The organism is Microbispora oryzae (assembly GCF_017896165.1).
In the GTDB taxonomy this organism is placed as follows: domain Bacteria; phylum Actinomycetota; class Actinomycetes; order Streptosporangiales; family Streptosporangiaceae; genus Microbispora; species Microbispora oryzae.
Window position 1 is genome coordinate 79523 of the sequence record NZ_JAFCNB010000010.1, and the last position, 21090, is coordinate 100612.

The following is a 21090-nucleotide window of genomic DNA, read 5'->3' on the forward strand; positions in this document are numbered from 1 at the left end:
CTCACTCCTTTGTGAGCCCTGGTAACTCATAGCCAGGCCCGTAGTTCCCACAGCAGGGGAAAGAAATGAACACGTGTCCGCCCCCTCAGGTACGGTGCCCCGGAGGAGCCACCGGTACCGGACTTGGTGCCGATCTGACGCTCCACCATCTGGACATGCCGCATCCGCCACAGGGCGGCGGTCTCGTCGTGCGTGAGAAGATCCTCGGCCAGGTCCCACAGATCGCCGTACGACGCGCGGTCACGTGCGACGACCAGCAGAGACTCCATGATCTCCTCGTCGGAGACGGCGAGGCCACGCCGGGCGACGGCGCTCAGATAAGCATCCCACAGGGAGGGCTCGCCGAGGCGGCGGCGGAGCCTTGCGAGCTCCGCGTCGCCGGCGTCCCGCAGGCGCGTCAGATAGGAGGGGTCCTTGGCCCCGGACAGGAATTCCAGCTCCCTGAACTGCACGGACTGGAACCCGCTCGCCGGGGCGAGCACCGACCGGAACTCCAGGAAGTCCTGCGGGGTCATCGTCTCCAGGACCTGGACCTGATCGACCAGGACCCGTTCGACGGCGTGCACCCGGCGGAACAGATGACGCGCCTGCCGGATGTCCCCGGCGATCGTCGCGTCCCTGATCCGCTCCAGTTCGTGCAGGAGCAGTTTGAACCACAGTTCGTACACCTGGTGAACGGTGATGAAGAGCAGTTCGTCGCTCGCGCCCGACTGGGGAGCCTGCTGCGCGAGCAGATCGTCCAGGCGGAGATATCCGCCGTAGGAAAGACGGCCGCCGTCCTCACCGAAACTGTGCGAAGGGGGCGTCGATCCGTCGACCCCCGGCCGCCCGTGCGGCATAGGCATGCGCCACTCCCCCTGTGGCGCGATCCTCCGATCCCCATTGACCGGAGACAATGCGCCAATGCCCCAGATATCACCCCATAACATCACAGACGTCAACTCGGCGCGCACCGGACGCTACGCGGGTGCCTGCGCCCGGCGGCGAGAGACCGCCACCCCCGCCAGGCACAGCGCCCCACCGGCCAGCGTGAGCGGGCCGGGAACCTCGTCGAGCAGCACCCACGACATGATCACCACCAGGGCGGGCACGAGGTAGGTGGTCGCGCCCATCCGGCCGGCCGTCGTGCGGGCCAGGGCGAACGCCCAGGTGGTGAAGGCGACGGCGGTCGGGCCGACGCCGAGGTAGAGCATGTTCAGCGTCGCCGGCAGCGGGGCGCGCGCCGCCTCCGAGACGAGGACCCCCGCGAAGGGCAGGCAGGCCGCCGCCCCGAACAGGCAGCCGAACGTGGTCACCTGCAGCGCCCCCGCGTGCCGGAGCGCCGGCTTCTGGGCGACCGCCCCGCCCGCGTACGTCAACGCGGCCAGCACGCACAACACCGCGCCGAGCGGGGAGGAACGGCCGCCGCCGGACATGGAGAGCCCGACGACCGCCGCGCCGGCGAACGACACCGCCATGCCGGCGAGCAGCGGCCGCGGCAGGCCCTCGCCGAGCAGTCTGCCGCCGAGGAGCGCGATGAGGATCGGCCCGATGTTGACCAGCAGCGCCGCCGTACCCGCGTCCACCTCCCGCTCGCCCCAGTTCAGCAGGACCATGTAGCCGCCGAACCAGAGGACTCCCGAGCAGACGATCCCCGGCCAGGCGGCACGGGCCGGCCATCCCGGCCGGCGAACCAGCGTGATCACGCCCAGCACGAGGGCCCCGGCGAGGAGCCGTCCCAGGGCCAGAGCTCCAGGAGAGTAGGCCTCTCCGGCGCTGCGGATGGAGACGAAGGCCGAAGCCCACAACAGGACCGTGACCCCCGCGGCCGCGAGGGCGGCGCGAGCCGCGGGACGGCGCGGCTCCTGGCGGCGGTCGACGCGCGATTCGGTTCTCACCCGGCCGACGCTAGGCCGGGGACGTTTCGCCGGATGACGAAATCTCCGTTAGCCGGACGGCGTTCCCGCGAGCCGGACGGCCCGGCGTTGCGCGGCCGCGTCGCCGCGGACTCTTCGGTCGCGACCGCAACGTGGGTGCCGCATCCTGGGGCCATGCCGTCCATGTCTTCTTCCGAGCGTGTCACCTCGGGTCTGGCCGCACTCGCCGCGCTCCTCGCCGACGAGACGCGGGCGCGGTTCTGCCTGGCGCTGCTCGACGGCCGGGCCTGGACGGCGGGCGAGCTGGCCCGGCACGCCGGAGTGGCCCCCTCCACCGCCAGCGCGCACATCGACCGGCTCGTCGGGGGCGGGTTACTCGCCGAGGAACGGCAGGGCCGGCACCGCTACGTGCGGCTGGCGGACGCCCGGGTGGCCCACCTGATCGAGGACCTCGCGGCGCAGGCCGCGCCCGAGCACGGGCGGCCGGACGGGCCGCCCACGTTGCGGGCCGCGAGCGCGGCGGGGGCGCTGGCGCGCGGCCGCACCTGCTACGACCACCTGGCGGGCCGGCTCGGCATCGCCGTCACGGAGGCGATGACCGCACGCGGGTTGCTGCGCCAGGACACCGGCTTCGCGCTCACGGACGCCGGTCTCCGCTGGTTCGCCGACCTGGGAGCGCCCCTCGCCCCGTCGGGCCGGCGCCCGCTGGCGCGCGGGTGCCTCGACTGGACCGAGCGCCGGCCACACCTGGCCGGGCTCGCCGGAGCGGCGCTGTGCCGCCACGCGCTGGAGGCGGGGTGGTGTGTGCGGATCGGCTCGGCCCGGGCCGTCAAGGTCACCCCAGAGGGGGAACGCGCGCTGGCGGAGCTGCTCGGACTACCGGCGGCGACCCTCCGGTGACCGGGGCGGGCGGAACGCCGGGAGCAGGCCGGTCAGGGGATGGTGCGTTCCGAGGGGACGGAGCCGTCCTTGAAGGCGTCGAGCAGGCCGGGCAGGTCCTGTGTGTCCAGCAGTTCCGCCCGGCATGGCGCGCACTCGTCGAGGTGGCGCTCGAACGCCTCGGCGTCGTCGTCGTCCAGCACTCCGAGAGCGTACGCGGCCACGTCGAAGTGAGGCGACGACGCGGACATCAGCTGGCCACCCCCCTCTCCTTCAGGGCCGATCGAAGCGCGCGCATGGCGTAGAAAAGCCGCGACTTCACGGTACCGGGTGGGATGCCGAGAACCTCCGCGGCTTGGCTTACCGTCCGGTCGCGTAAGTATGTCTCTTCGATAACTTCGCGGTGCTGCCTTGACAGGCCGCGCAGCGCGTCGGCGACGACGATCGCCGACAGCGTTCCCTCGGAGTCGTCGGACACCGCGACGCTGTCGTCCTCGGGGGCCTCCACCTCTCGGGGCCGGACGCCGCGGCGGCGGCGCCCGTCGATCACGATGCGGCGCGCGACGGTCAGGAGCCACGCCCACAGCAGCCCGGGCTCCCACGTCAGCTTCGCCGAGTTCCGCCAGGCACGCACCAGCGTCTCCTGGACGACGTCCTCCGCCCATTGCAGGTCGTCGCCGGTCGCCTTCCTCACATGACGCAGCAGCGGACCGCCGAACTCGCGGTACAGCTCCCTGATCAGGCGCTCATCCCGGTCAGAGTCATCCGTGTCGAAGGGGGCCAGACGCACGAACCGGCTGTCGAGTTGTCGACGCACGGCCACATATTTGCACCGTCCTTACTGTCACGTACACCTCATCCGTAACTCCAGTCATTTCTAACTATTTGGTGAACCATCCCCCGGGACGGCCGCGTACCTCACACCGAAGGTCACGAAAGGAGACGGGATGCGGTTGCGGTTCGGGGAGCTCCTGGTGCTCGGTGTCTTTCTCTTCGCGGCGGCCATCACGGTGATCGTGGTGGTCCCGCGGAGCGCGTCGTCCGAGGCGGGCTGGACGCGGACCCCCTACGGCCCGCTGAGCCCGGCCGACCGCGACCTGCTGATACGGGTGCGGCGCGCCGGTCTCTGGGCGATCCCCGCAGGCCGCTGGGCCCAGGACCGGGCGAGCAGCGGCAAGGTCAAGGACGTGGGCAGGCACCTCGTGGAGGACCACACCAAACTCGCCGCTGCGGTCGGGCAGCTCGCCGCCAAACTCGCCGTGCCGCTGCCCGACGAGCCCGGCCCGGACCAGCGCGGATGGCTGGACGAGATGGCGGCGGCCCGCGGCGCCGACTTCGACCGCGTCTTCACCGACCGCCTGCGCGACGCCGACGGCACGGTGCTGACCTTCGTCTCCGGAGTGCGCGCGGGCACCCGCAACAGCCTGATCCGCGACTTCGCCGGGCAGGCGGTCGACGTCGTGCTGAAGCAGATGACCCTGCTCGAAGGCACCGGCCTCGTCGACTACTCCACGCTGCCCACTCCCTCTCTCTAACCTCTCCAGCCGTCTCCGGCCGTCATCGGTCAAGGAGGATCCATGCGGAGCGTACGGATCGGCCTGGGCGCCCTGGTCACCCTCGTCGTCACCGGAGGGCTCGCCGCCACCCGGACCACCGGCGGCGCGGCGTTCCTGGCCGGGGCCCAGTCGTTTCTCACGTTCTACGCCGGCGTCTTCTCGCTCGTCGGCCTCACGGCGACGGTCGGGCTCGGCCTGGCCGCCACCGACCGCGTCGTCCTGCCCATCGCGCAGCGGGTGCGCGTCCAGCTCCTCCACCGCGCCATGGCGCTGCTCGGCGTCGGCTTCCTGATCGTGCACATCGGCATGAAGATCGCCGCCGGGGTGGTGCCGCCGTACGGGTCGGTGCTCCCCACCACGAACGTCTACGTGTCGACGGGCGCCGTCGCGTCCGACCTGTTCGTCGTCATCGTCGCGACCGGCGTGATGCGGGGCAGGTTCGCCCAGGCGGAGCGGCCCTGGATGTGGCGCGGGCTGCACGACCTGGCCTACCTCGCCTGGCCGGCGGCGATCCTGCACGGCCTGACGGCCGGCCGGGCCGCCGCCCCCTGGGTGACCTTCAGCTACGTGGCCTGCATGGTGGCGGCCGGCACGGCGCTGCTGATCCGGTTCGCGGCCGCCACCCGGCCCGCCCGGCAGGCCGCGACCGGCGAGTGGAGCGCCGCCCCCCTCCGCCGCAGCGGGCACGCCGGTCTCGGCGAGACCCGCACCGCCCATACGCCGCCCGCCCGCGGGCGGACCGGAGAACAAGCCCCCGAGCGGACACCCCAGGAACCCAGGCTCCGGAGGATCGTGTGATTCCCTACCGCGTCTCCCACGTCAAACGGCTCGGCGCGGCCCGGCTCACCGCCGGGCTCGACGACCACCGCAGGCTCGATCTCAACGCCCACTACAGGTACCACGACCGGCTCCGGGGCCAGACCGTGGACGCGCTCGTCTCGATGGCCGAGGAGGTGGACCTGAGGGGGCGGGGCGGCGCCGGATTCCCGTTCGCGCGCAAGCTGCGCGCCGTGGCCTCCCGTGCCCGCGACAGCCAGACCGTCGTGCTGGTCAACGCCGCCGAGGGCGAGCCGGCCAGCCTCAAGGACAAGACCCTGCTCACCCGTGCCCCCCACCTCGTGCTTGAGGGCGCCCTGCTCGCGGCCAGCGCGCTCAACTCCAGGGAGGTGGTGATCGCGGTCGGCGCGGGCGAGCTGGCCGAGGCCTCGGTCACCGCCGCCGTGGCCGAACGCGGGCTGACCGGCCTCGTCCGCGTCGCCGGCATCCAGGAGAGGTTCATCTCCGGTGAGGGCGGCGCGCTCGTCCGCGCGGTCAACGGGGAGGGCGGCCTGCCCCCCGGCCGGAAGGTCCGGTCCAGCGACAGCGGAGTGGACGGCCTGCCCACACTGCTGTCGAACACCGAGACGTTCGCCCAGCTCGCCGTACTCGCCGAGCTGGGCCCGGAGGAGTACGGCGCGGTGGGCACCGTGCAGGAGCCGGGGACGATCCTGCTGACGGTCGGCGGCTCTGTGGGCGCCCCCGCGGTCGTCGAGGTTCCGCCGGGGGTGCGGCTGGCCGACGTGCTCGACCTGTGCGGGGCGGAGATCGGCGACGGCCTGCTCCTCGGCGGCTACCACGGCACGTGGATGTCGGCCGACAGCGCGTACGGCGCGATCCTGTCCCGGCGCGGCGCGAAGGAGGCGGGCGGCGAGCTGGGCGCGGGCATCGTCGTGGTCCTGGGCGAGGACACCTGCCCGCTCGGCGAGACCGCCCGGGTGGCGACCTATCTGGCGGCGCAGTCGGCCGGGCAGTGCGGGCCCTGCCGGCTCGGCCTGCCCGACCTCGCGCGGGCCTGCCGGCAGCTCCAGGACGGCGACCCGGACGGCCCCGACCTGGTCCGGCGGGCCGCCTCCGCGGTGAAGGGGCGGGGAGCGTGTTTCCATCCCGACGGCTCGGCCCGGTTCGCGCTGTCGGCGCTGGACGCGTTCGCTAGCGACGTCGAGGAGCACCGCTTCCACGGCGGCTGCGGGCGGGAGACGAAGGGGGTGCTCCCGCTGCCGATCGAGGAGGCGCTGGACGCCCGGCTCGTCGTGGACTGGACGCGCTGCCAGGGCCACGGCCTGTGCGCGCATCTCGTGCCGGAGCTGGTCAAGCTCGACCATCACGGGTTTCCGGTGTTCATGGACAGCGGCGTCCCATCGTGGCTTGTCGGCGACGCGCAGAAGGCCGTGGAGATGTGTCCCGCACTGGCCCTGCGAATAGGGACGAAGTGATGGATCTGTAACCAACCGGACCGGACGAGCGTGCGTCTCAACGAGGTAGATCACCACCTCGGGGAGTACGACATGATCAGCAGACGGAGCTTCCTCCGGGTCTCGGCGCTCGCCGGGGCCGTCGCCGCGTCCGGTGCCTCCTGCGCGGCGGGCGCGTCAGGCGCGGCCGCTCGCGTCTCCGGCGCCGCGGGCCCGCGTCCCGCCGACTGGTCCGCGCTCGGCCGCGGGCTGGCCGGCACGCTGATCCGTCCAGGCGACGCGTCGTACGACAACGCCCGCCGGGTGTTCAACTCGGCCTTCGACTCCGTGCGGCCGGCCGGGGTGGCGTACTGCTCGACGGCGGCCGACGTGTCGGAGTGCCTGGCCTTCGCCCGGAAGTTCAAGGTGCCGGTGACCTCGCGGTCGGGCGGCCACAGCTACGCGGGCTGGTCCACCGGCACCGGGCTGGTCGTCGACGTGTCGCCGATGAGCAAGGTGTCCTACTCGGGCGGCCACGCCACGGTCGGCGCCGGCGCGCGCCTGGTCGACGTCTACGCCAAGCTGGCCGCGCACGGGGTCTCCATCCCGGCGGGCTCCTGCCCGACCGTCGGCGTGGCCGGGCTGACCCTGGGCGGCGGCATCGGCGTGGTGTCGCGGCAGTACGGCCTGACCTGCGACGTGCTTGAGTCCCTGAAGGTCGTCACGGCGGACGGGAAGACGCTGACCTGCTCGCCGACGTCACACCCCGACCTCTACTGGGCCTCCCGGGGAGGCGGCGGCGGCAACTTCGGCGTGGCGACGTCGTTCACGTTCCGGACCCATCAGACGCGTTCCGTGACCCTGTTCTTCCTGCACTGGCCGTGGTCGAAGGCCGCGGCGGTGCTGAAGGCGTGGCAGTCCTGGGCGCCGTCCGCCCCCGACGCGCTGTGGTCCAACTGTCACCTCAACCACGACCCGTCGCTCGACGTGATGGTCGGCGGGCTCTACCTCGGTGGCAGGACGGCCTGCGAGAACCTGCTGCAGAAGCTCGTCGACCGGATCGGCTCCGGTCCCTCGTCGCGTTACGTCGCCACGTCGGCGTACGACCACGCGATGATGGTCGAGGCGGGCTGCGCGTCGTCGTCCGTGGCCCAGTGTCACCGCCCCGGCACCCTGCCCGGGCAGAATCCGGGCGGGAAGCTCGTCCGCGACTCGTTCTCCGCCAAGTCGCACTTCGCCTACACGCCGCTGACCTCCGCCGGGATCAAGGCGCTGCTGGCCCAGGTGGCCGCGCCGGGACGGCACTCCGTGCTGCTCGACGCGCTCGGCGGCGCGGTCGCCCGGGTCCGTCCCGACGCCACCGCCTTCCCGCATCGCAAGGCGCTGTTCGGCGTGCAGTACTACGCCCACTTCGGCGGCGCCGCAGGCTGGGCCAGGACCGCCCACGCCGCCATGCGGCCGTACCTCGGCGACCACGCGTACGTGAACTACGCCGACCCCGAGCTGAAGAACTGGCGGCAGCAGTACTACGGCGCCAACGCCGCCCGGCTGGCCCAGGTCAAGGCGGCGTACGACCCCGGCAGGCTGTTCCGTCTCCCCCAGGGTGTCTGACCGGGTTCAGCGTTTGACGCCCACCCCGCCGAAGCACGGCACGCCGGGACCCAGCTGCTCGGAAAGGACCCTCGCGTCGGGCCGCCACCGCCGGACGTTCACCAACCCCGGCGGCACCAGCTCCAGCCCGTCGAAGAACCGCGTCACCTCGTCGAAGGTCCGCGGCGCGACCTGCGCGTTCGCCCGGTCATAGGGCCGGGCGCCCCGCAACAGCTCCGGGCGGTACTCCACATGTGAGACCACCAGGAACGATCCCGGAGCCATCGCGTCGACCAGCGCCCGCACGGCCCCATAGGGGTCCTCGTGGTCGTGGACGAAGTGCAGCACCGCGACCAGCAGCACCGCCACCGGCTCCGACAGGTCCAGCACCCCACGCACATCCGGATCGGTCAGGATCTCATCCGGCCCGCGTACGTCGCCCAGGACGACCCGGGTCCGCGCGTCGGTGGCGAGCAGCGCCCGCGCGTGCGCCAGCACGACCGGGTCGTTGTCGACGTACACCACCCGGCACTCGGGGTCGACGCCCTGGGCGACCTGATGCACATTCGCCCCGGTCGGCAGGCCCGCCCCGATATCGAGGAACTGACGGATCCCCGCCTCCCCCGCCAGGAATCGAACCGCCCGGCCGAGGAACGCCCGATTTCCCCGCGCGACCTCCCGGGTAATAGGCGCGACCGCCATCACCTGCTCGGCCGCCTCCCGATCGGCCGCGAAATTGTCCTTACCGCCCAGGAAGAAGTCGTACATTCGCGCCACATTGGGCCGGTTGGTGTCCAGTCCGGGCGGCAACGCCGGGCCTGATCCCCAATCCGCCGTATCCGCCGAGCCCTCGCGCTCCGCCACGGCCGCACCTCCACTGTGCGATCAAGGGGGCCACACGGTACTTCCACGGGCCCCGAACCGCTTACCGACCATTCCCCGAAACTTTGCCGCATGCGCCGCAAAGACGCGAGTAAGGGACGTCGCTGGAGGAGGCGTCACCGCTACAGGTCGTCCGGCAATACCCGGAATGCTCTGTGTGTCGTCAACGGAGGCACCGGAGTAATGCTTTTGTCGTCACTGATTGTGATAGTCATTTTACGCAGGGCAATCAATCGGGGGGATCCTTGAGCGTTTCTCGGTCCCGCGTCACGGGGAGGGCGGCACATGCCATCGGGTGATCCCGTGCTGCGGGTGCGGGACGTACGGAAGAGCTACCGGGGCGGCCCGGTCCTGCGCGGAGTGAACCTCGACCTGTCTCCCGGCCGGGTGGTGGGGATCGTCGGGGAGAACGGCGCGGGCAAGACCACGCTGCTGCGGGTCCTCGCGGGCGACCTGCGGCCGGACGGCGGGTCGGTGCGCCACGGCGGGCGCATCGGTCACTGCCCGCAGGAGACGGTGTTGCACGACGCGTTCACGGTCGAGCAGCACCTGCGCTTCTTCCAGGTCGCCTACGGCATGGACAGCCCGCGCAGGGCCGAGGAGCTGATGGAGGCGCTGCGGTTCTCCGGCTCCCGCCGGGCCCGCCCCGCCACGCTGAGCGGCGGCACGCGGCAGAAGCTCAACCTCGTCCTGGCCCTGATGCACGACCCGGACGTGCTCCTGCTCGACGAGCCCTACCAGGGCTTCGACTGGGAGACGTACGTGCGGTTCTGGGATCTGGCCGAGGAACTGCGCGCGCGTGGCCGCTCCGTGCTGGTGGTCTCCCATCTCGCCTACGACGCGGGCCGCCTCGACACGCTCCATCGGCTGGAGGGCGGCGTGCTGCGCGAACAGGAACGGGAGCAGGAACGCGTGAACGCCGTGGGCGGGGCCGGCGCGCCGTGAGACGCCATTGGACCTGTTACGCCACCGCCGTGCGCATGACCTTCGTGGAGCATCTGCGCAACCGGCTGGCACTGGTGATCATCGTGGTCTTCATCCCGGTGTGGGCGATCCTCATCTACGCCCTGTCCCTGGAGATCGCCTTTCCGTTCAACATCCGCGCCGCCGGCCGGGTCGTCATGATGCCGGCCAACGTCCTCAACCAGCTCGCCGGGGCGCTGCAGATCCTCGCTTTGATCACGGGCTTCATGATGTTCGTGACCACGTTGAACTCGGCGTCCTTCGACCGCCGGCTGGTGCGGGCCGGTTTCCCCCAGCTGTGCCTGATCGCGGCGAAGCTCACCGCCCTGGCGGTGGTGGCGCTCTGCGTCGCGCTCTACGCGACCGGCCTGATCTGGCTGACCCACCGTCCCGCGCAGCCCGTGCTCCTCGCCGCCGCCCTCGCCGCCGGGGCGCTGATCTACGGGGGAATCGGCGTCGTGCTGGCCGCGGTGCTGACCAGCGACCTGGCCGGCCTGGTCCTCGTCACCGTCATCTGCTCGATCGACCTGGCTCTGCAGAGTCCGCTCGCCACCCCGGCCGCGGCCGGCGCCCTGGTGCGGTATCTGCCCGATTACGGGCCGATGCAGGGGGCGGTCGCGGCCGTGGCCATGGACACGGTGCCCTGGAACGCCGTCGGCCCGGCCGTTGGCTGGGCGCTCTGCACCCTGGCGCTCGGCATCTCCGCCTTCGCCGCCCGCACCAGCGCGCACCAGCCGGTGGGCGGGCCGGTGACGGCGCATTCATGAGTCCCCCGTCAGGAGCGTCCGTGACATCCGAGAACGTCTCTCACGCCTTCCCCGCCCTGGAGTCCGACCTGGAACGGGTGCGGGAACTCGTCGTCCCGGCCGACTCGCCGCGCCGCTCAGATGTGACAGCGCCGACGGTGTTGATCGGGCAGCCCGCCGGCGCTCGGCGCCGCCTGATCCGGCCAACCCTGACGTTGCTGTCGTACTACGTGTTCGCCGGTCCTGAGCGGGCCACCGACGTCCGCGCCGTCAAGGCCGCGGCGGCCGTCGAACTGCTGCACATGGCATCGCTCTACCACGACGACGTCATCGACGACGCGCGCCAGCGCAGAGGACGGCCGAGCGCCAACAGCGTGTGGGGCGCGCGTATGGCCGTCCTGGCCGGTGACCTGCTGTTCGTCAACGGCAGCCGGATCGTGGCCGAGCTGGGGCGGCGTGAGGCGCTGGTGGTCACCGAGGCCATCCAGCACACCTGCGCCGGGGCGATCGCGGAGACCGCCGACCGCTTCCGGCTCTCGCGCACCGAGGAGGCCTACCTGGAGGTGACCGGCGCCAAGACGGCCGAGTTGCTCTCCCTGGCCTGCAGGCTGGGTGCGATGCAGGCCGGGCAGGGGCCCGAGGCCGAGGAGGCGATCGCGCGGTTCGGCTGGCATCTCGGCCTGGCCTACCAGGTGCGCGACGACGTCCTCGACCTGACCGCCACGACGGCGGAGCTCGGCAAACCGGCCAACTCCGACATCATGGAAGGCGTCTACACGCTTCCCGTGATCAGGGCGCTGGCCCGCGAACCCGCGCTCGCCCGTCTGCTGCGTCACGGCGTGACCGCGGCCGACGCCGAGGCCGCGCGTCGGCTGGTGCTCTCCTGCGGAGCCGTGGACGAGGCCCGCGAGGTCGCCGCCACCCACCTGCGGGAAGCCATCCGCCGGCTCGACGGCCTCGGTGATCCGCGGTCCCGCGAGGGGCTGGCCGGCTACGCGCGGTCGGTTCTGAACGTCGGCGAGCGGGCCGACCCGCCTCCCGTCTCCGTACCCGCGCCCTCTCCCGTGCCCCTTCCCGTCCCGGCCGGTGAGCTGGAGCGCGTACAGGAGCGGCTGAACGCATGGCTGCTGGACACCGGCCTGGCCGCCACGCCGGAGGAGGCCCGCCACCCGCGATGGAGCGGCATGGCAGCGGTCGCCGCGCGGTTCTGGCCGGACGCCGGTGCCGAGCGGGTCGAGACGCTGGCCCGGTGGATGGTGATGTTCGCCCTGCTCGACGACCTGTTCGACGAGCCGGGGCTCACCGACCCCGCCGACGTCGTCCGGCTGCGACGCCGGCTCACCCTTCTCGTCCGGGGGCTCGACGACGGCCCGCCGTCCGGTGGGGCGGTCGCCACGGGCCTGGCTCAGGCCTGGGAACGGATCCGCCTGATCCAGTCGCCCGCGTGGCGGACACGGGCCATCGGTCACCTGCTGGAATGGCTGGAGGCGGCCGAGCGCGAGGCATGCCACCGGCTCAGCGGATTCGTCCCGAGTCTGCGAGACCAGCTCCCGCTGCGTCTGGGGAGCGCCGGGGTGCCGGTCTTCCTCGACAGCTTCGAGATCACCTGCGGACGGGAGTTCGAGCCGGAGCTCCATGATCACCCGCTTCTCCGGCGGTTGCTGGACCTCGGCACGGCCACCATGCTCGCGGAGAACGACCTCAGGACCTTCGACGAGGACGAGGCCGTCGGCGCTCCCTACAACCTGGTCAGGGTGCTCCGCCACGAGACCGGCTGCGGCAGGCGGGAGGCGATCGACGAGGTGACCCGGCAGATCGAGAACGGCCACGCCCAGGTGGACGCCATCCTCACCGCCGGGCCCGCCATCCTGGGGCCCGCCCAGGGCGGCTCCGGCTCCACGCCGGTGATCGGCCTGCTGCGCATGATCCGAGATCGGCTGCCCGGCTGGCGCGCCATCCACGACATCGACCGGTACAGCCGCTCCTCCGCGGGCAGTGAGACGTACCTGGCCCGGCTGCGCCGCGAGCTCCTGCTTGAGTACGCGGAGACCGGCGCGGGCCGCTGACCGCCGTCCCGCCTCTCGGGAGGCCCTCCCACAAGACCGGCCGCGGTCAATAGGATCCTTAACGATCTGTCGAGGGCACTCCAGCGGGGGCGAGCGATGTCGCGATCCGGCGTGAACGGCGGCGGCGAGCCGGGGAGCTTACCCGGCTCCGACGACGGGCCCAGGTCAGGCCCGCAGCACCCCGCCGACCTGCGTAAGAACGATCCGCGTCAGGTTGGGCCCTACCGGCTGCTGCGCAGGCTGGGCGAGGGCGGGATGGGCACCGTCTACCTGGGCGAGGCGCCGGACGGCACACGCGTGGCGGTCAAGCTGCTCCACCACACGATCGCCGCCGATCCCGGCTTCCGCCGCCGGTTCCGCCGCGAGGTGGAGGCGGCCAAGCGGGTCGCCCGTTTCTGCACCGCCGCCGTACTGGACGCCGAGGTGGACGGCGAGACCGTCTACCTGGTCACGGAGTATGTCGCCGGGCCGACCCTCCGGCAGGCCGTCGAACGGGACGGCCCGCTGCGCGGCTCCAGCCTGGACGGCCTCGCGGTGAGCGTCGCCGTCGCCCTGCGGGCCATCCACGCGGCCGGCATCATCCACCGCGACCTCAAGCCGGGCAACGTCCTCCTCTCCCCCGTCGGTCCCAAGGTCATCGACTTCGGCGTGGCCCACCTCGCCGACGCCGCCACCCAGATGAGCAGCGCGGTCGTCGGCACTCCGTCGTTCATGTCGCCGGAGCAGTTCGAGGGCGGCCCGCTCACCCCCGCCTCGGACGTCTTCGCCTGGGCGGGCACGGTCGCGTACGCCGGGACGGGCCGCGCGCCCTTCGGCCAGGGATCGCTCCCGGTCGTGCTCAATCGCGTCCTCAACGGGGAGCCCGACCTGACCGGTCTCGACGGGCCGCTGGGCGCGCTGGTGGCCCGCGCTCTGGCCAAGGACCCGGCCGTACGGCCGACCGTGCCGGACATCCTGGACGTCCTCACGGGTTCGGGTCCCGTTGTGGAGTCACCGATCCTGGGGTCACAGGTTTTCGGGTCAGCGGCCACGACCATGCCGGGAGGCGTGACGCGACGGCGCGGAGTGCTGGGCGGGGTCGTGGCCGGGGTCGCCGGTCTGGCCGTGATCGCGACGGTGGCCGTCGTGAAGCTCGGCGGCGATGACACGCCGCCCTCGGGGCCCGCGGCCTCCGGCGTCACCTCAACTGTCACCTCCACGCGCTCCGCCGTCGCGGGTGCTGCCCCGGCCGGTACGCCCGCGTCGCCCGCGGCCTCGAAGGGGAGCGACGGCAACCCGCTGCGCGAGCCGACCGTACGGTTCGCGTACCGGCCGGACCCTGACGCACGGCGACAGGCGGATGTGCTGAACGCGCAGGGCAGGAAGGCCGACGCGGCGCTGATGCGCGCCCTGGCCGCGGTGCCGCATCCCGTGAACCTCAACGCGACGGCCGCCGTGGCCGGGCGCGCGGTCGCGTCCGCCGTGCGGCTGGCCTCCGCCCGGCACGCCGTCCCCGTGTTCGTGACCGACCAGATCCCGATGAAGGACTGCTCCCAATGGGGGCAGCCGGACGAGCGGTCGTACCGCGCCTGGATCGACCGGGTGGCGAAGGGAATCGGGTCGGCGCGGACGGTGGTCGTGCTGGAACCCAACAGCCTGACCAAGGTCGCCGGCTCGGACAGTTGCTCGTCCGGCGGCAAGGCGGGCGCGGCCGAACGCTACCGTGAGCTCGGCTACGCGGTGAACCGCCTGGGCGCGCTCCCCCACACGGCCGTCTATCTCGACGGCGGCATCGAGGGCTGGCCGAGCCTCATCCAGATCGCCGACCGGCTCGTACGGGCCGGCGTGGAGCGCGCCGACGGTTTCTACCTGAACGCCGCGGACTACCAGGAGACCGACGGGCTTGTCCGGTATGGCGAGAGCCTCTCCCGCTGCCTCTACCTGAGGCTCGACGACGATCACAACACCTGCTCCGGCGCCGAGCTCGACGCCGTACCCGCCGGGGTGCCCCTGACCCACTTCGTCATCGACACCAGCCGGAACGGCAAGGGCGGATGGAGCCCGCCGGACGGCAAGTACGCCGACCCTCAGGCGTGGTGCAACCCGCCGGGCCGAGGCGTCGGCATCCGCCCGACCACCGACACCGGCAGCGAACTGGTTGACGCGTATCTGTGGCTCCGCGCCCCCGAGATGTCCAACGGCCAGTGCACCCGCGGCGGCCCCGGGCCCCAGGATCCCGTCTACAAGCAGGTCGACCCCATCGGCGGCACCTGGTGGGCCGCCCTCGCCCTCGACCGCGCCCGCAACGCCGTCCCCCCGCTGCGCTGAACCGCCCCTCGCCGTGAGCAGCCGCCTAGACTGAGCGCGAAGCCGCTACGACCACCACGGGAGATGACGGCCCTGCCCGATGACAGCTGGTTTCATCGCCTCCGGCCGCAGCCGTCCCCTGTCACCGCGGAGGAGTACGAGGCTCTGCCGGAGGAGATCTGCCGGGCCATCGAGATCGTTGACGGATACGTCGTCTACTGCGAGGCGCCGAGCCCCGATCATCAAACGGCGGCCCGCCGTCTCGCGAACCTGATCGAGCGAGAGGCCAAGGCGGCGATGGGCCGGGGGCGCGGGTGCCTCACGGTCAACACCGACGTGGACCTGAGGCTGCGCGACGTGCCGCTGTTGAACCGGCGGCCGGACGTGGTCCTCTACCGCTGCCTTGATCGGGAGCGCGGCGAACGGCTCAGGGCCAAGCATGCCCTGCTTGTCGTCGAGATCGTGTCGCCCGGGTCGGAGACGCAGGACACGACCGACAAATTCGGCGAGTACGCGAAGGCGGGAGTCGAGCACTACTGGATCGTCCGGCTCGACGGCACAGGCGTCTCGGTCATCGAACGCTACCGGCTCGACCACGCCTCGACGCTGTACAAGCACATCGAGACGTTCATGAAGGACGAACCAGCAGACCGGCCCGCCGTCGCCAATCCCATCCCCATCGCCATCGACTGGTCCGAACTGGAGTTTTAGCCCCCTTCTGGGGGCGATCAGCCGGAGTTGGCCCTGCGGAGGCGAGAGCGGACGGTACGCCGGACCAGCGGGCCCATGTCGTCGAGGACGGTCACCAGGCCGGCGAGTTGCTCCAGGCTGTCGAACGCGCGCTGCGCGCCGTCTCGATCGACCCCGTCGTACAGTTCGAGACCGACGAAGGCGGCAGCGGTGGCGCGGGCGAGCCCCGCGACGTCCACGAACTCCGCCAGCGGGGTGCCCGCCAGGACCCTTTGGAGCACCCCTTCGACCTCGGTGACCCACATGCCGAACCCGGCCGCCGTGGCGGGGGCGAGTTTGCCCTCCATCTGGCTGCCCGCGAGCATCTGGGCGAGCACGGCCAGGTTGCCCGCCTCGCGTTCTTCGGCGTGCAGCGAACGGCCGAGGTCGAGCAGTTCCTTCAGCGAGGTGACGGCCGAGAAGCGGGCCCGGTAGACGGTCACCCGCTGCTCCGAGCCGTACTGCAGGGCGGCGGCGAGGAGGTCGTCGACCGTGCCGAAGTGGTAGAAGACGAGCGCCTGGTTCACCCCGGCGGAGCCGGCGATCGCCCGCGCGGAGGCCCCCGCGATGCCCTGGGTCCGTAACGTCTCCAGAGCGCCTTCGAGCAGCCTCGTCCGGGTGTCGCCCATCGTCTCCCCCTTCAGCGGCGTACCTCTTCGCGCCGCGGCTTCACCGTATCGGGCACGCCGTGTTCGGTGATGTCGACGTAGCGGGCGCTGAAGGTGCCTCGGTAGCCGAAAAGGGGACCCAGCCTGGGGTGGGAGACCGTGACTCCGATCCGGAACCGCCCCGCGTCGTCGTCGTACGACTCCCTGACGACGGCGGTGCCGGTCATGAGCTCGGGGAGGCGGCACGAGAACCAGCCCTCGTGCAGGCGAAACTCGCCGGACCGGATGACCAGGCCGCCCAGCTCGTCGACCCGCAGGTCGAGGTCTACGGCCAGATGCTGGTGGCAGCCCAGGTAGTCGACGACGCCGTCTCCTTCGAGGTCGTACACCATAGTCGCGTCGAACCGCCTGCGTCGGCCGGGCAGGTCGAAGGTGCGGACGAACGTGACCGTCTCCCGTCCGTAGGAGTCGACGTACGGATAGTTCTCGATCGTGAACGGCACCTGCCGGCCCTGCTCGGGGACGAGGATGTTGCGCTTCGCGCCGAGGGCCAGGAACGGCCGGGTGAACCGGGCATGCCAGATGTGCTCCATCACCCCAGTGCCGAGGCAGGCCCGCCCATCGGTGACGCTGACGCCGAGCCGCTGCCGCAGTTGCGGATGCAGGCGGGCGAAGTCGGCCCCGAGGGCACGTTCGAAGATCGAGGTCACAGCGTCTCCAGATGGGTCAGAGGGTGTGGGGCTGTTACCACCGGCCGGTCGGGCGGACGGCGCAGGCATCGGCGGGCCGCAGGGGTCGACGGGAGCGGCGGCAGGAGGACGACCCCGGCGACGACCACGCAGGCGACGGCCGCCGGAGTCGCCGCGACGGCTACAGCCGCGGTGAACGTACGCAGGCAGGTTTCGGCGAGGGCCTGCCACAGGGAGCGCTCGGGCGTCCGTCCCGTCTCCAGCCAGATACGGAGCCGGTCGAAGGACCAGGCCGTCGCCCAGCCGATGAGCGGCCGGAACACGAGGTCGACGGCCTTCCCCCAGCCAGGGCGATAGCCGTACCGGGTTACGAACCGGACACCGTCGTCGGTGGGCATGTAGCGCCAGTAGCCGGAGCCCCAGCGGATCAGCGAGAACGGGTGGGCCGAGGCGAACCGCAGCGCCGACGTCCTTCCGCCGGTGTCGTGACGCTCCCCGGCGGTGACACCGGCACCGGTGATGACCAGCCCGGGCAGGAGTCGCAAGGCGTACCGGAAGCGCTGGGGCTGACCGTCGGCACGTGGCAGGTAGTCAATCTCGGCGAACCGCAAGTCCCAGCGTTGATGCAGGTCAGGTCGCTGCGTCCGTCGCCACAGCTCCTCGATGTCCGCCTTGATCAGACACTCCACGTAGACGAAGCGACCCATGAGCCCTCCAAAGTTTGAGCGACCGCTCAAACCCGAGGGTAAGCCGATTTAAGCGATCGCTCAAGTCGCATCAGAGCATGCGGAAGGTGCTCAGGCGGAGGGCGGCACGCCAAAGAGTCACCGCGGATCGATGACGCGCCGCGGGCCGGCATGCGCAGATACGCACAGGCGTCCACGGCGGCGTGCAGACGCCGACGTCAGCCGGCTATGGCAGCCCTCCGAAATAGGTCGGCAGGCATTTCCTCGTCGAGTCTCCAGGTGATGGCCATCGGGCGATCACCTCGATGTTCGACGTATCGTGCAGTTCCGTGAAAAACGAAAGGTTCGGGGTGGCCGTTGTCGTTCTCCTTCCGCTCCCGGGTGAACAAGAGCACGTGGCTACCCCCGGTCTCATGTTTCTGATAGCGCAGACCTGTAGCAGAGTGGGAACTGGTCCGGTTCTGTGACTCCCAATGGAAAAGCCTTGGGGTGAGCGCGTAATCCCGGTACATGGTCTGCGGGGAAAACTCCGCCTCGTTCTTATGCAGGGTGACGAACAGGGCATCGCACTTAGTGACAGGACTCCACGCAACACCCTCGCGCATCGTGGACGGTAGCAGCCCTCCCAGGGATGCCCAGCCAATCGCGGCCAGCACTTCCTCCGCGGAATAGCGGGCGTTGACCGAGAGCGGCACGGCGTCGAGACTCGGACCGAGCCGACGGGCCACATGCCGTGTGCGGTCGACACCGTAGGCAAGAACCTGGCGGATCTCCTCGCAAAGAGTGCTCTCCCCGCGTAGCCGTACTAGCGCCTCATCGTAGGAGGAGAAGTCACCACCGTCCCGCCAGAAGGAAAAGAACAGCATCCGTGCAAAGGCCTGATACGAAGGTGAGCAGTCCGCATAGCGCGGGCAATCGGCGCTCAGCAGTCGGGCATACGCTTCGGCACGACGGCGGTCGCCCACGTGCAAAAGTGCCCGGATCCGTCGGCCAAGCGCCTCCTCTAGCGGGGAGCCGGACTCGGGCAGCAGAGAGGCCCGACGGAGGAGCGATGTCCAGTACCTTCGATTGCGATATAGGTCGCCGATATCGCGCCCGCTCTCCTCGAGGTACGCGATAAGCGACCTTTCCGCGCTAGAGCGGATCTCCTGCGTCAGCGTGTTAACGGTCGCTGCGAGATGAATCTTGAGCTCGGCTAGCAGCCGATCCTTCGTCACGCGGTCCAGTACAATCTGGCTGCCGGATGGCAGCAGCGGAAAGTCGTCCCTGACCTGCTTGTCTAGCCTCCCCCGCGCGAACCCGGTCAACGCCTGAAATCGGTTAGCGAAGCGGTACTCCTTACGGTGTTGGCCGACGAAGTCCAGCACCGTAAGCACCTCTTTGCCGGGGGTACGACGAAGTCCTCGGCCAAGTTGCTGAAGGAAAACAGTGGCACTCTCGGTCGGCCGCAATAGCAACAGCGTGTCCACGTCCGGGACGTCTAGACCCTCGTTGAACAGGTCAACCGCGAACAGGAAGCGAACCTCGCCATCCCGCAGCAACCGCAGTGCGTCCTTTCGGGCGACGTCATCGGTCGAGCCGTCCACCGAAAGAGAAGGCAACCCCGCCTTGGTGAAGAATTCGGCCATGAACTGCGCATGCCGTACTGATACGCAGAAGCCCAATCCACGAACAGCGGCTAAGTTACTGACCTTGTCCTTCAGGGCGTTGACCACCAGACGGGCACGGGCATCGTCACCAGTGAACATGTTGTCGAGCGCGTGGCTATCATAGGAGCCGCGTGACCATCCAATTCCGGACAGGTCGGTTTCGTCGTTGATACCGAAGTAGTGAAACGGACAGAGAAGGTCGGCGTCCAGCGCGTCCCATAGGCGCAACTCCGAGGCGATACGGCCCTCGAAGAACTCGTCCTGAACCCAGGTACCGTCGGCGCGTTCCGGGGTCGCGGTGAGTCCCAGCAGTTCCTTGGGCTTGAGGTGATTGATGATCCGTCGATAGGTACGAGCTGCCGCGTGGTGAAATTCATCGATGACCACTACGTCGAAATGCTCAGGATCCAAGGACTCGATTCCCATGGCGGTGAGTGACTGCACGCTGGCGAAAGCATGCCGCCAACTTCGCGAACGATCCTCGCCCACATGCAACTCACCGAAGTCTGGCACGGCCAGCACCTGCCGATACGTGCGCAGTGCCTGAGCGAGGATCTCACGCCGGTGCGCTACGAATAGCAATGATGGCTGACGGCCCAGCCGTTGCTGCAGGTTGCGGTAGTCAAAGGCGGCCACCACCGTCTTACCAGTGCCGGTAGCGGCGACGAGGAGGTTGCGATGCCGGCCACGGATGGTGCGCTCAACATCCAGGTCCTCTAGCATCTCGCGCTGGTGTGGAAACGGGTGTGGCACCAACGCAGGAATATCAAAAAGCTGCTTGCCTACCTTCGACCGAGACAGCGCCTCATCCAAGCGGTCTCCGTCAACCGTCGGGTCGTAAGACTCGAACTCGGCCCGATTCCAGTAGGAGTCGAAGGTAGCCTCGAACTTGTCAAGCAGCCGAGCGGTGGTCACTGATGAAAGCCGGACGTTCCATTCCAGCCCATCCAACAGTGCCGCCCGGGAAAGGTTGGAGCTGCCGACATAGGCGGTATCGAATCCGGTGCGACGGCGCAGCAACCATGCCTTGGCGTGCAGGCGGGTTGAGTTCTGCTCGTAACTGACGCGCACCTCGGCGCCGAAGTCCCGCACCAGCCGGTCCAGCGCACGGCGCTCGGTTGCCCCCATATACGTCGTAGTGATCACTCTCAGAGAAACACCTCGACGCTGCAACTCGGCGAGGGAGCGTTCTAAAATTCGCAGCCCCGACCACTTGACGAAGGCGCACAACAAGTCCACCCGGTCGGCGGTGGCTAACTCGGCTGCCAACTCGTGCGCCAGGTTGGGATCCTCGCGAGCGTTGGTCAGCAAGGCCGCTTCCGACAGCGAGGTCGAGGGGCGCGCCGGGAAGATCGTCCCCGGGCTATCCCTCACGATCGACAACAGCCTGCTCGGCTTATCTGCCACAGCTTCTTCGGGTTCCGTCAGTTGGCTCAGTAGCCGATTGACCAGCTCAACCTGCTCTTGGGGCTCTCTCAGCATGGCCAAGGCGCGGGCCGCCGTTTCCCCGACGAAACGGCCCAGCAGGTGAGCGATCTCCTCTTTGTCGACTTCCGACACCTCCACGAGGTGTCCCGTCTGCCGCCACGCATCGACGCTTTTGGCGAGCTTGTCGGTGAGCAAGGAATCGTATAGACCAGTGATCGGGGCGTCGTCCACAACATGTCCTTGTGACTAGGTCTGCGCTGCAGGCGC

Annotated in this window: 19 protein-coding genes; 10 read left to right on the forward strand and 9 right to left on the reverse strand. The window is 70.3% G+C overall.

Annotated features, from left to right (window positions below; translation table 11 throughout):
• Positions 1-26: 26 nt before the first annotated feature.
• Positions 27-845, reverse strand: a complete 819-nt coding sequence (locus JOL79_RS19260) for a tryptophan 2,3-dioxygenase (protein ID WP_210157236.1) — start codon at positions 843-845, stop codon at positions 27-29.
• Between the two features lie 114 nt (positions 846-959).
• Complete coding sequence (locus JOL79_RS19265; RefSeq protein WP_210157237.1) at positions 960-1877, reverse strand: DMT family transporter; 918 nt, start codon at positions 1875-1877, stop codon at positions 960-962.
• A 162-nt stretch (positions 1878-2039) separates the two neighbouring features.
• On the opposite strand from JOL79_RS19265, the gene JOL79_RS19270 reads away from it, so the two are divergent.
• Positions 2040-2756, forward strand: coding sequence for an ArsR/SmtB family transcription factor (locus JOL79_RS19270; protein ID WP_210157238.1), 717 nt, complete (start codon positions 2040-2042; stop codon positions 2754-2756).
• A gap of 32 nt (positions 2757-2788) precedes the next feature.
• On the opposite strand, the gene JOL79_RS19275 is transcribed toward JOL79_RS19270, so the two are convergent.
• Positions 2789-2986, reverse strand: a complete 198-nt coding sequence (locus JOL79_RS19275) for an anti-sigma factor family protein (protein WP_210157239.1) — start codon at positions 2984-2986, stop codon at positions 2789-2791.
• Positions 2986-3552 carry a sigma-70 family RNA polymerase sigma factor gene (locus tag JOL79_RS19280; protein ID WP_307848613.1) on the reverse strand — a complete coding sequence of 189 codons (567 nt, stop codon included), beginning with the start codon at positions 3550-3552 and terminating at the stop codon, positions 2986-2988. The genes JOL79_RS19275 and JOL79_RS19280 overlap by 1 nt, the downstream gene beginning before the upstream one ends.
• 130 nt (positions 3553-3682) lie before the next feature.
• Between JOL79_RS19280 and JOL79_RS19285 the strand changes: the two genes are divergently transcribed.
• From JOL79_RS19285 to JOL79_RS19300, 4 genes are all read left to right on the forward strand, one after another.
• Positions 3683-4270, forward strand: coding sequence for a DUF4142 domain-containing protein (locus tag JOL79_RS19285; RefSeq protein WP_210157240.1), 588 nt, complete (start codon positions 3683-3685; stop codon positions 4268-4270).
• 42 nt (positions 4271-4312) lie between these two features.
• On the forward strand, positions 4313-5089 hold the full coding sequence (locus JOL79_RS19290) for a hypothetical protein (protein ID WP_210157241.1): 777 nt from the start codon (positions 4313-4315) through the stop codon (positions 5087-5089).
• Positions 5086-6543, forward strand: coding sequence for an NADH-ubiquinone oxidoreductase-F iron-sulfur binding region domain-containing protein (locus tag JOL79_RS19295; protein WP_307848614.1), 1458 nt, complete (start codon positions 5086-5088; stop codon positions 6541-6543). Before JOL79_RS19290 ends, JOL79_RS19295 begins: the two co-directional genes overlap by 4 nt.
• Positions 6544-6615: 72 nt before the next feature.
• Entirely contained in the window at positions 6616-8112 is a 1497-nt protein-coding gene (locus JOL79_RS19300) for an FAD-binding oxidoreductase (protein WP_210157242.1), read from the forward strand.
• 6 nt (positions 8113-8118) lie between these two features.
• Here JOL79_RS19300 and JOL79_RS19305 read toward each other — a convergent pair whose 3' ends face one another.
• Positions 8119-8955 (reverse strand): SAM-dependent methyltransferase, encoded by an 837-nt coding sequence (locus tag JOL79_RS19305; protein WP_307848615.1) that lies wholly within the window; start codon positions 8953-8955, stop codon positions 8119-8121.
• Between the two features lie 303 nt (positions 8956-9258).
• On the opposite strand from JOL79_RS19305, the gene JOL79_RS19310 reads away from it, so the two are divergent.
• The 5 genes from JOL79_RS19310 to JOL79_RS19330 all read left to right on the forward strand — a co-directional run bounded on the left by JOL79_RS19310 (position 9259) and on the right by JOL79_RS19330 (position 15745).
• On the forward strand, positions 9259-9918 hold the full coding sequence (locus JOL79_RS19310) for an ABC transporter ATP-binding protein (protein WP_210157243.1): 660 nt from the start codon (positions 9259-9261) through the stop codon (positions 9916-9918).
• A gap of 35 nt (positions 9919-9953) precedes the next feature.
• On the forward strand, positions 9954-10703 hold the full coding sequence (locus JOL79_RS19315) for an ABC transporter permease (RefSeq protein WP_210157244.1): 750 nt from the start codon (positions 9954-9956) through the stop codon (positions 10701-10703).
• Between the two features lie 20 nt (positions 10704-10723).
• Positions 10724-12748 carry a polyprenyl synthetase family protein gene (locus JOL79_RS19320; RefSeq protein WP_210157245.1) on the forward strand — a complete coding sequence of 675 codons (2025 nt, stop codon included), beginning with the start codon at positions 10724-10726 and terminating at the stop codon, positions 12746-12748.
• A gap of 96 nt (positions 12749-12844) precedes the next feature.
• Positions 12845-15055, forward strand: coding sequence for a glycoside hydrolase family 6 protein (locus JOL79_RS19325; protein WP_210157246.1), 2211 nt, complete (start codon positions 12845-12847; stop codon positions 15053-15055).
• A 63-nt stretch (positions 15056-15118) separates the two neighbouring features.
• Positions 15119-15745, forward strand: coding sequence for a Uma2 family endonuclease (locus JOL79_RS19330; RefSeq protein WP_210157247.1), 627 nt, complete (start codon positions 15119-15121; stop codon positions 15743-15745).
• A 17-nt stretch (positions 15746-15762) separates the two neighbouring features.
• On the opposite strand, the gene JOL79_RS19335 is transcribed toward JOL79_RS19330, so the two are convergent.
• The 4 genes from JOL79_RS19335 to JOL79_RS19350 form a co-directional block, all read right to left on the reverse strand.
• Complete coding sequence (locus JOL79_RS19335; RefSeq protein ID WP_210157248.1) at positions 15763-16392, reverse strand: TetR/AcrR family transcriptional regulator; 630 nt, start codon at positions 16390-16392, stop codon at positions 15763-15765.
• Between the two features lie 11 nt (positions 16393-16403).
• Complete coding sequence (locus JOL79_RS19340; protein WP_210157249.1) at positions 16404-17081, reverse strand: DUF4166 domain-containing protein; 678 nt, start codon at positions 17079-17081, stop codon at positions 16404-16406.
• Positions 17078-17767, reverse strand: a complete 690-nt coding sequence (locus JOL79_RS19345) for a hypothetical protein (protein WP_210157250.1) — start codon at positions 17765-17767, stop codon at positions 17078-17080. Before JOL79_RS19345 ends, JOL79_RS19340 begins: the two co-directional genes overlap by 4 nt.
• 197 nt (positions 17768-17964) lie before the next feature.
• Positions 17965-21054 carry a DEAD/DEAH box helicase gene (locus JOL79_RS19350; protein WP_210157251.1) on the reverse strand — a complete coding sequence of 1030 codons (3090 nt, stop codon included), beginning with the start codon at positions 21052-21054 and terminating at the stop codon, positions 17965-17967.
• Positions 21055-21090 lie beyond the last annotated feature (36 nt).

What these genes read in the sequence shown, in the direction of transcription:
- JOL79_RS19260 (WP_210157236.1), bottom strand. Translation starts at nt 845, where the DNA reads ATGCCTATGCCGCACGGGCGGCCGGGGGTCGACGGATCGACGCCCCCT.
- JOL79_RS19270 (WP_210157238.1), top strand. Translation starts at nt 2,040, where the DNA reads ATGTCTTCTTCCGAGCGTGTCACCTCGGGTCTGGCCGCACTCGCCGCG.
- JOL79_RS19275 (WP_210157239.1), bottom strand. Translation starts at nt 2,986, where the DNA reads ATGTCCGCGTCGTCGCCTCACTTCGACGTGGCCGCGTACGCTCTCGGA.
- JOL79_RS19285 (WP_210157240.1), top strand. Translation starts at nt 3,683, where the DNA reads ATGCGGTTGCGGTTCGGGGAGCTCCTGGTGCTCGGTGTCTTTCTCTTC.
- JOL79_RS19290 (WP_210157241.1), top strand. Translation starts at nt 4,313, where the DNA reads ATGCGGAGCGTACGGATCGGCCTGGGCGCCCTGGTCACCCTCGTCGTC.
- JOL79_RS19300 (WP_210157242.1), top strand. Translation starts at nt 6,616, where the DNA reads ATGATCAGCAGACGGAGCTTCCTCCGGGTCTCGGCGCTCGCCGGGGCC.
- JOL79_RS19310 (WP_210157243.1), top strand. Translation starts at nt 9,259, where the DNA reads ATGCCATCGGGTGATCCCGTGCTGCGGGTGCGGGACGTACGGAAGAGC.
- JOL79_RS19315 (WP_210157244.1), top strand. Translation starts at nt 9,954, where the DNA reads ATGACCTTCGTGGAGCATCTGCGCAACCGGCTGGCACTGGTGATCATC.
- JOL79_RS19325 (WP_210157246.1), top strand. Translation starts at nt 12,845, where the DNA reads ATGTCGCGATCCGGCGTGAACGGCGGCGGCGAGCCGGGGAGCTTACCC.
- JOL79_RS19330 (WP_210157247.1), top strand. Translation starts at nt 15,119, where the DNA reads ATGACGGCCCTGCCCGATGACAGCTGGTTTCATCGCCTCCGGCCGCAG.
- JOL79_RS19335 (WP_210157248.1), bottom strand. Translation starts at nt 16,392, where the DNA reads ATGGGCGACACCCGGACGAGGCTGCTCGAAGGCGCTCTGGAGACGTTA.
- JOL79_RS19345 (WP_210157250.1), bottom strand. Translation starts at nt 17,767, where the DNA reads ATGGGTCGCTTCGTCTACGTGGAGTGTCTGATCAAGGCGGACATCGAG.